Genomic DNA, 6,379 nt, shown 5'->3' with positions numbered 1-6,379 from the left:
GAAGACTACGAGGTAGATAGGGCCAAGATGTAAGTACAGTAATGTATTGAGTTGATGGTTACTAATAGGTCGAGGGTTTAACCAAAAGATAGGAAAAAATTTATAATAGCTCGGAATTTGGTAGGCAGTTTTGAAGATACATTTCTTCAAAAAAATACTTGCATAATCAGTGATTATCTGATATAATACACGAGTATTTGCCCTGATAGCTCAGTAGGTAGAGCATGCGGCTGTTAACCGCAGTGTCACAGGTTCGAGCCCTGTTCGGGGCGCTTGTTTAGGCAACTAGACACGGCGACATAGCCAAGCGGTAAGGCGTGGGTCTGCAACACCCTGATCACCAGTTCAAATCTGGTTGTCGCCTTGATTAGAAAATCTAATCCTATGCGGGAATGCTGGAATTGGCAGACAGGCAAGACTAAGGATCTTGTGTCTGTATAGACGTGAGGGTTCAAGTCCCTTTTCCCGCACTTAAAGAACAACTTAGGTTGTTCTTTTTTTGTGTAACACTTTTTAAATGAATTTATAACGCTAACCGTAATCAAAAGTTTAAAATATTGTAATAAGTAAACAGGCGTAAAGTAATTGTTCAATCTTACAAATTTTGGTATAATTTAAGTACTCTAAAATAAAGCAAGGAGTGCTCATGAAAAGGAAAATTCTAACATTGGCATCCGCTCTAACCCTTGTTTCATTATGTAGTTTCAACGCCTATGCAGATATGGATTTGGAGACAAGTAACGCAGTCTCCGGTATGGCCGTAGCCTTAAACAATTATAAGGCAAGCTCTATATCTCCACAGACGGCTCTTGGTGAGTCATTAAAAGAAGCGACTACCAATACTATAGAGATAACGGGAGCTGACGATGCACGAACAAAACTTGTAAATGATACGGTGAAATACGAAGCGCCGTCAATACAAGACAAACTCAAAGAGGATATCATAAAAGATGATATCGTTGTAGCCAATCGAAAAAAAGACACGGTTGTTCATTCAAGTGCCAAAGAGACCGGTGAAGCTGTAGGAAGTATATCTTACAGTTCAGTTGCGACTGTTGTAGGAACCGAGGTGAATGAAAGCGGAGAGTGGTTAAAAATAAACTCCGGAAGTGTTGAAGGTTATGTAAAGGCTTCAGAAGTGGCTACAGGAGAAAAAGCCAAAAAAATGGCGAAAGATGCAATCGTCACATATGCAACCGTTGTAGACATAGATAATGTAAGATTGAGAACAACACCTAATATAACTTCAAATACACTCACTATGCTTGGAGGCGGAGAGAAGTTTGTAGTCGTAGGACAGGATAACAACTTTGTAAAGGTTCAGGTAGATGACGATCTCACAGGATATGTTTATAAGGACTTTATAAAGACGGATATATCTTATAAAACAGCTAAGACCACGGAAGAGAGTACTATAGAGGCTCTCGAAAAGGCTAAGCTTGAAACAGAAGCCAAAGAGGCTATGGATATTTATCAAAATCTGGTAGATGCAGACGGTGATAAAACTATAGCGGCAAAGAAAGATACGGTAGTTGAAGATACTACAAAAGCCAAAGAGACAAAGAAGTCTACGGAGACAACCGAGAAGACAACTTCAGAAAAAACAGGCACAGAGCCTAAGACTATAAAGTCACCTGCAGCCGAAAAAAGAGAAACACCTGCAAGCAAAGAGGTGAATATCAATGTTCCGGATACAATAAAAGGAACATCAAAGGCTAATGAAGAAAAATCGGAGACTCCGAAGGAGACGACAAAACAGCCTGAAACAACACTGAAACCTACATCAAAGCTTACGGAAGATGCCACAAAGCAGTCAACTAAGGCGGAAACAAATGTCGATACGGTTGAAGCCACAAAGAATTCCGAGGAGAAGAAAGTTTCGGAAACTATAAAGGCTATAGAGGACACTAAAAAAGAAACGGAATCGTCTAAAGTCACCATAGAAACTGTTAAAGAGCCTGAGGAAACAAAGATTCCTGAAACAACCAAGCAAACTGAAACAGTTCAGGAAAAGATAGATGCCGTACAGGCACCTGAAACAATCAGCGCTGTAGAAGATACAACAAAGCAGACGGAGGCCACAACTGTAGCCGAGCAGCCACAGACTAAGCCTGCGGAATCTAAGGTTGAAATCAGCACACAAGCCACAACAGCGGCAGGATACGGACCGGGTGGAAATACCGAAAAGCCTAAGGAAACTGAGACCAAGGCAAAGAAGGTTCAGAAAGAAAGTTCAGTCGTAACAGGTGAGAACGGTGGACCGGGCGTAAGCAAATCAAAGGCAACCACAGCAGCTACTACTGAAAGCACAAAAGCGGCAGCCAAGGAAAAGGCTTCAAGGTCGGCAATAGTTGCTTATGCTAAGCAGTATGTGGGAAATCCGTATGTTTACGGTGGTACATCATTGACAAACGGTGCAGACTGCTCAGGATTTGTTATGAGAGTTTATGAAAAATTCGGAATCAGTACCGGAAGAAATACAAGACAGCAGGCTAATAACGGAAGAGAAATAAGTGTATCGGAAGTTCAGCCGGGAGATTTGCTCTTTTACGGAAGTGGCGGAGAGATAAGCCATGTAGGTATATATATGGGCGACGGAAAGATAGTTCATGCTGCAAATAAGAATCTTGGAATTACAATAGGAAGAAGTGATTACAGAACCCCTATAAAAGCGGTTACATTCCTGAGATAGATTTTATAAAAAAAGTTGGGTTGCGATTATTTGCCCGACTTTTTTATATATCGGATATAAAAATTATTTGGCATTGATTATAAAAAGTATTATAATGTCATGTAGTAATAAGAAACGGGAGAGGAAAATGAAAAAAAGAATTATATTGTTAGGAGCTGTTTTAGCATTAACTCTTAGTGCATGCGTTTCTAAGAAAACGGAAACAGGCTCTACACAGGAGAGCAAAGCAACAACAAATATTGATACTAAAGGATTTCTTGTAACATCAATTAATGCGGATATTCAGACTGCAGATCCGCATAAGACATCAAAGGATTATATGGTACCTTTAAATATCTTTGACAGATTGGTGGAAGCAAAGATAAAGAGCGACGGTTCAAGTGAACTCGTACCTTCATTGGCAAAGAGTTGGGACATATCTGAGGACGGAAAAATTTACACTTTGCATTTACAGGAAGGTGTAAAATATTCAAACGGTGCCGATTTTAAAGCTGATGACGTAGTGTATTCACTCACAAGAATTCTGGGAGTTACAGGCGCTGTAAACGGTGACTTTGTAAGCCAGATTGAAGGTGCGGATAAAGTTATGGACGGAAGCAGTAAAGAACTTACAGGTGTAAAAGCTGTGGACGATTATACTGTAGAGATCACTTTATCTGAGCCTTATTCAGGATTTTTGGCATGTCTGTCATCATCACCTGTATGTATGCTTGATAAGGAGACTACAGAGGCTGCAGGCGACAAGTTCGGTATCGACCCTTCAGTGACTGTTGGAACAGGCGCTTTCAAGATGGCGGAGTGGACAGTGAATGATTCTATTGTACTTACAAAGAATGACACATATTGGGGTGGAGATGTATCACTTCCCGGTGTTCTTATAAGAGTTATACCTGACTCAGAAACAAGAAATATGATGTTCAAGAACGGTGAGCTTGATATACTTGATTTTGATTACATGCTTGACTATATTGATACATATAAGAAGGAGATGCCTGATGTACTTTACCATACTCCAAGAGTAGGTATTACATACTTTACATTCAATGAGAATATTGAGCCTTTAAACAATGTAAATGTAAGAAAAGCAATTTCTATGGCAATCAATCGTCAGGAAATCATTGATTCATTACTTGGCGGTGTGGCAACAATTGAAAACGGTATTTTCCCAAGAGGACTTATAGGATATAATTCTACATTACCTGAGCTTAAGTATGATCCGGACGGAGCAAAAGCTTTACTTGCTGAGGCAGGTTATTCGAACGGATTTGATATGGAGATTTCAGTTGATTCATCATCATCAGATACTACAAAGACTATACTTGAAGTAATATCATCACAGCTAAGTGAAGTCGGTATAAATGCGGAGATAAAGAATTATGACGAGTCTACATGGCTTGCAACAAGAAAAGACGGTACACTCGGTTCATTTATGTCAACATGGACTGCTGATTATAACGATCCCGACAACTTTATTTATACATTCTTCGGAAATGAGAATAATACAAAGCAAAGGTCACTTAATTATCCTGACAAGGCTGTAATGGACAGAGTAAGTGCGGCAAGAACAATAGTAAATTCTGAAGAGAGATTATCTGAGTATAATGATCTTGAAAAGAAAATTGTTACAGAAGATTTTGCATGGTTACCTATGTTCTCAAAAGAGCACTATTATGGTGTAAGCAAGAATATCGAGGGATTCGAGCCTAACTGGGCCGGAATTTCAGATATGAGATTTGTAGGCTTTTCAAAAAAATAGCTATAGCACTTAAAATAGATAATTGGTATAATGGAGCGAGATATCGCTCCATTTTTTTATATCGGAGCTTTTTGGAGGCAGTTTTGTTTAAAAATATATTAAAAAGAATTTTGATTTCCATACCTGTTTTGATTGGCGTGGTTTTGATAATATTTATAATGTTAAGAGTAGTACCGGGAGACCCTGTAACCACAATGCTTGGTGAACATGTAAACCAGGTTGTAATAGATAAGATAAGTAAAGAGATGGGACTTGATAAACCTCTGTATATGCAATTCTTTACATATATTTCACATGCTGTAAGAGGAGATTTCGGGACAAGCTACAGACTGAACAGAAATGTAACAGGTATAATACTGGATGCATTCCCGAATACGGTAAGACTTGCAGTATGTGCCGCAATAGTTTCATGGATAGTCGGCATTGTAAGCGGAATATTTGCGGCAGTAAATAAAAATAATATTTTAGACAGGCTGTTTATGGGCACTGCACTTCTTGGTGTATCCATGCCTGTATTTATGATAGCACTTGTATTGCAGTATCTTTTTGCCTATAAGCTGAAAATATTTCCCGTATCGGGATATGAGACAGCGGCATCAATGGTATTACCTTCTATAGTACTTGGATGGAATTCCGCAGGAAGTATTGCAAGAATGACAAGATCGAATATTTTGGAAGTAATGCAGGAGGACTATATCAGAACTGCAAGAGCCAAGGGACTTTTGGAATTTGCGGTTATGAAATCACATGCTTTAAAAAATGCCATGCTTCCTGTAGTTACAATGATGGCACTGCAGATATCTTCCATGCTTTCGGGTGCGGTTATTACAGAGAATATTTTCGGTATACCGGGGATAGGCAGACTTGCGGTAAATGCAATAGAGACCAGAGATATGCCGCTTTTACAGGGAACGGTTATATTTACTACAATACTGGTTATATTAGGAAATTTGATAGCGGATTCATTGTACTCTATTCTAGATCCGAGAATTAGAAAGGAGATATAGAAAGAGTGGTGAAGAAAAACAATAATATGAGTAAAAATATTGATAAAAAGTCGGTTGTTGACAAGGAAATTCTAATGGAAGAGAGCCTTATTGAAAAGCTGAATACTGTAATTAAACAAAACAAGCTGGCATTCTTTTCTCTTATAGTTATTTTTATAATTATATTTTGCGCCATATTCGCAAATGTGATATGCGCATACGGACCGAATGCACAGAGTTTAAAGGACAGACTTTTGGCACCTTCATTTGCACATCCTCTGGGTACAGATGAACTCGGAAGAGATACATTGACCAGAGTTATTTACGGAGCAAGAATTTCACTGACCATAGGACTTTTACCGACATTTATTTCAATGACAATAGGCACAATACTGGGACTTATCGCAGGTTACTTTGGCGGAAAGATTGATTTTGCTATAATGAGGCTTGCAGATATAATGCTGGCATTCCCTTCACTTTTACTTGCGATGGTTGTAATGTATACCATGGGCGGAGGACTTATAAATATATTTATAGCACTGTCTTTGGTAAACTGGGCATCCACATCCAGAGTAATACGTTCGGAAACATTGTCACTTTCAAAGAAAGAATATGTTGAGGCGGCAAAAAGTATGGGTGTAAGTAATGCTACAATTATTTTCAGACATATATTGCCAAACTGTATACCTACATTGGTGGTATTATTTACCTTAAGTATACCTTCAGCCATACTTTCGGAGAGTTCTTTAAGCTTCCTCGGTGTCGGTGCACAGCCGCCTACGGCAAGCTGGGGACTTATGGTCGTGAGTGCAAAAAAATATCTGTTTACACAGCCTGTACTTGTACTGGCGCCGGCTATGGCTATAATGATTGTAGTTTTAGCATTCAATTTTTTGGGTGATGGACTAAGAGATGTATTAGATCCATATCTTAAGGAGCAGTAAT

Annotated in this window: 4 protein-coding genes, 3 tRNA genes and 1 rRNA gene; all 8 read left to right on the top strand. The window is 39.0% G+C overall.

Going from position 1 to position 6,379, the window contains the following annotated elements; translation table 11 throughout:
• A 23S ribosomal RNA gene (locus tag SBH76_RS01290) occupies nt 1–85 on the top strand; the annotation flags it as partial.
• 114 nt (nt 86–199) lie between these two features.
• Nucleotides 200–272, top strand: a tRNA-Asn gene (locus tag SBH76_RS01285).
• Between the two features lie 21 nt (nt 273–293).
• Nucleotides 294–364 (top strand) — tRNA-Cys (locus SBH76_RS01280).
• Nucleotides 365–386: 22 nt separating this feature from the next.
• Nucleotides 387–470 (top strand) — tRNA-Leu (locus SBH76_RS01275).
• Nucleotides 471–646: 176 nt separating this feature from the next.
• Nucleotides 647–2,692 carry a C40 family peptidase gene (locus tag SBH76_RS01270; protein ID WP_317976491.1) on the top strand — a complete coding sequence of 682 codons (2,046 nt, stop codon included), beginning with the start codon at nt 647–649 and terminating at the stop codon, nt 2,690–2,692.
• A 127-nt stretch (nt 2,693–2,819) separates the two neighbouring features.
• Nucleotides 2,820–4,448: an ABC transporter substrate-binding protein gene (locus SBH76_RS01265; protein WP_317976490.1), complete on the top strand. Its 1,629-nt coding sequence runs from the start codon at nt 2,820–2,822 to the stop codon at nt 4,446–4,448.
• 83 nt (nt 4,449–4,531) lie between these two features.
• Entirely contained in the window at nt 4,532–5,455 is a 924-nt protein-coding gene (locus tag SBH76_RS01260) for an ABC transporter permease (RefSeq protein WP_007592534.1), read from the top strand.
• Nucleotides 5,456–5,481: 26 nt separating this feature from the next.
• Entirely contained in the window at nt 5,482–6,378 is an 897-nt protein-coding gene (locus SBH76_RS01255) for an ABC transporter permease (protein ID WP_034243365.1), read from the top strand.
• Nucleotide 6,379: the final 1 nt, after the last annotated feature.

It is taken from the genome of Lachnoanaerobaculum sanguinis, from assembly GCF_033242365.1.
GTDB lineage: Bacteria > Bacillota > Clostridia > Lachnospirales > Lachnospiraceae > Lachnoanaerobaculum > Lachnoanaerobaculum sanguinis.
The sequence above is the reverse complement of the archived record's forward strand: the minus strand, read 5'-3'. Positions and strand labels throughout refer to the sequence as shown.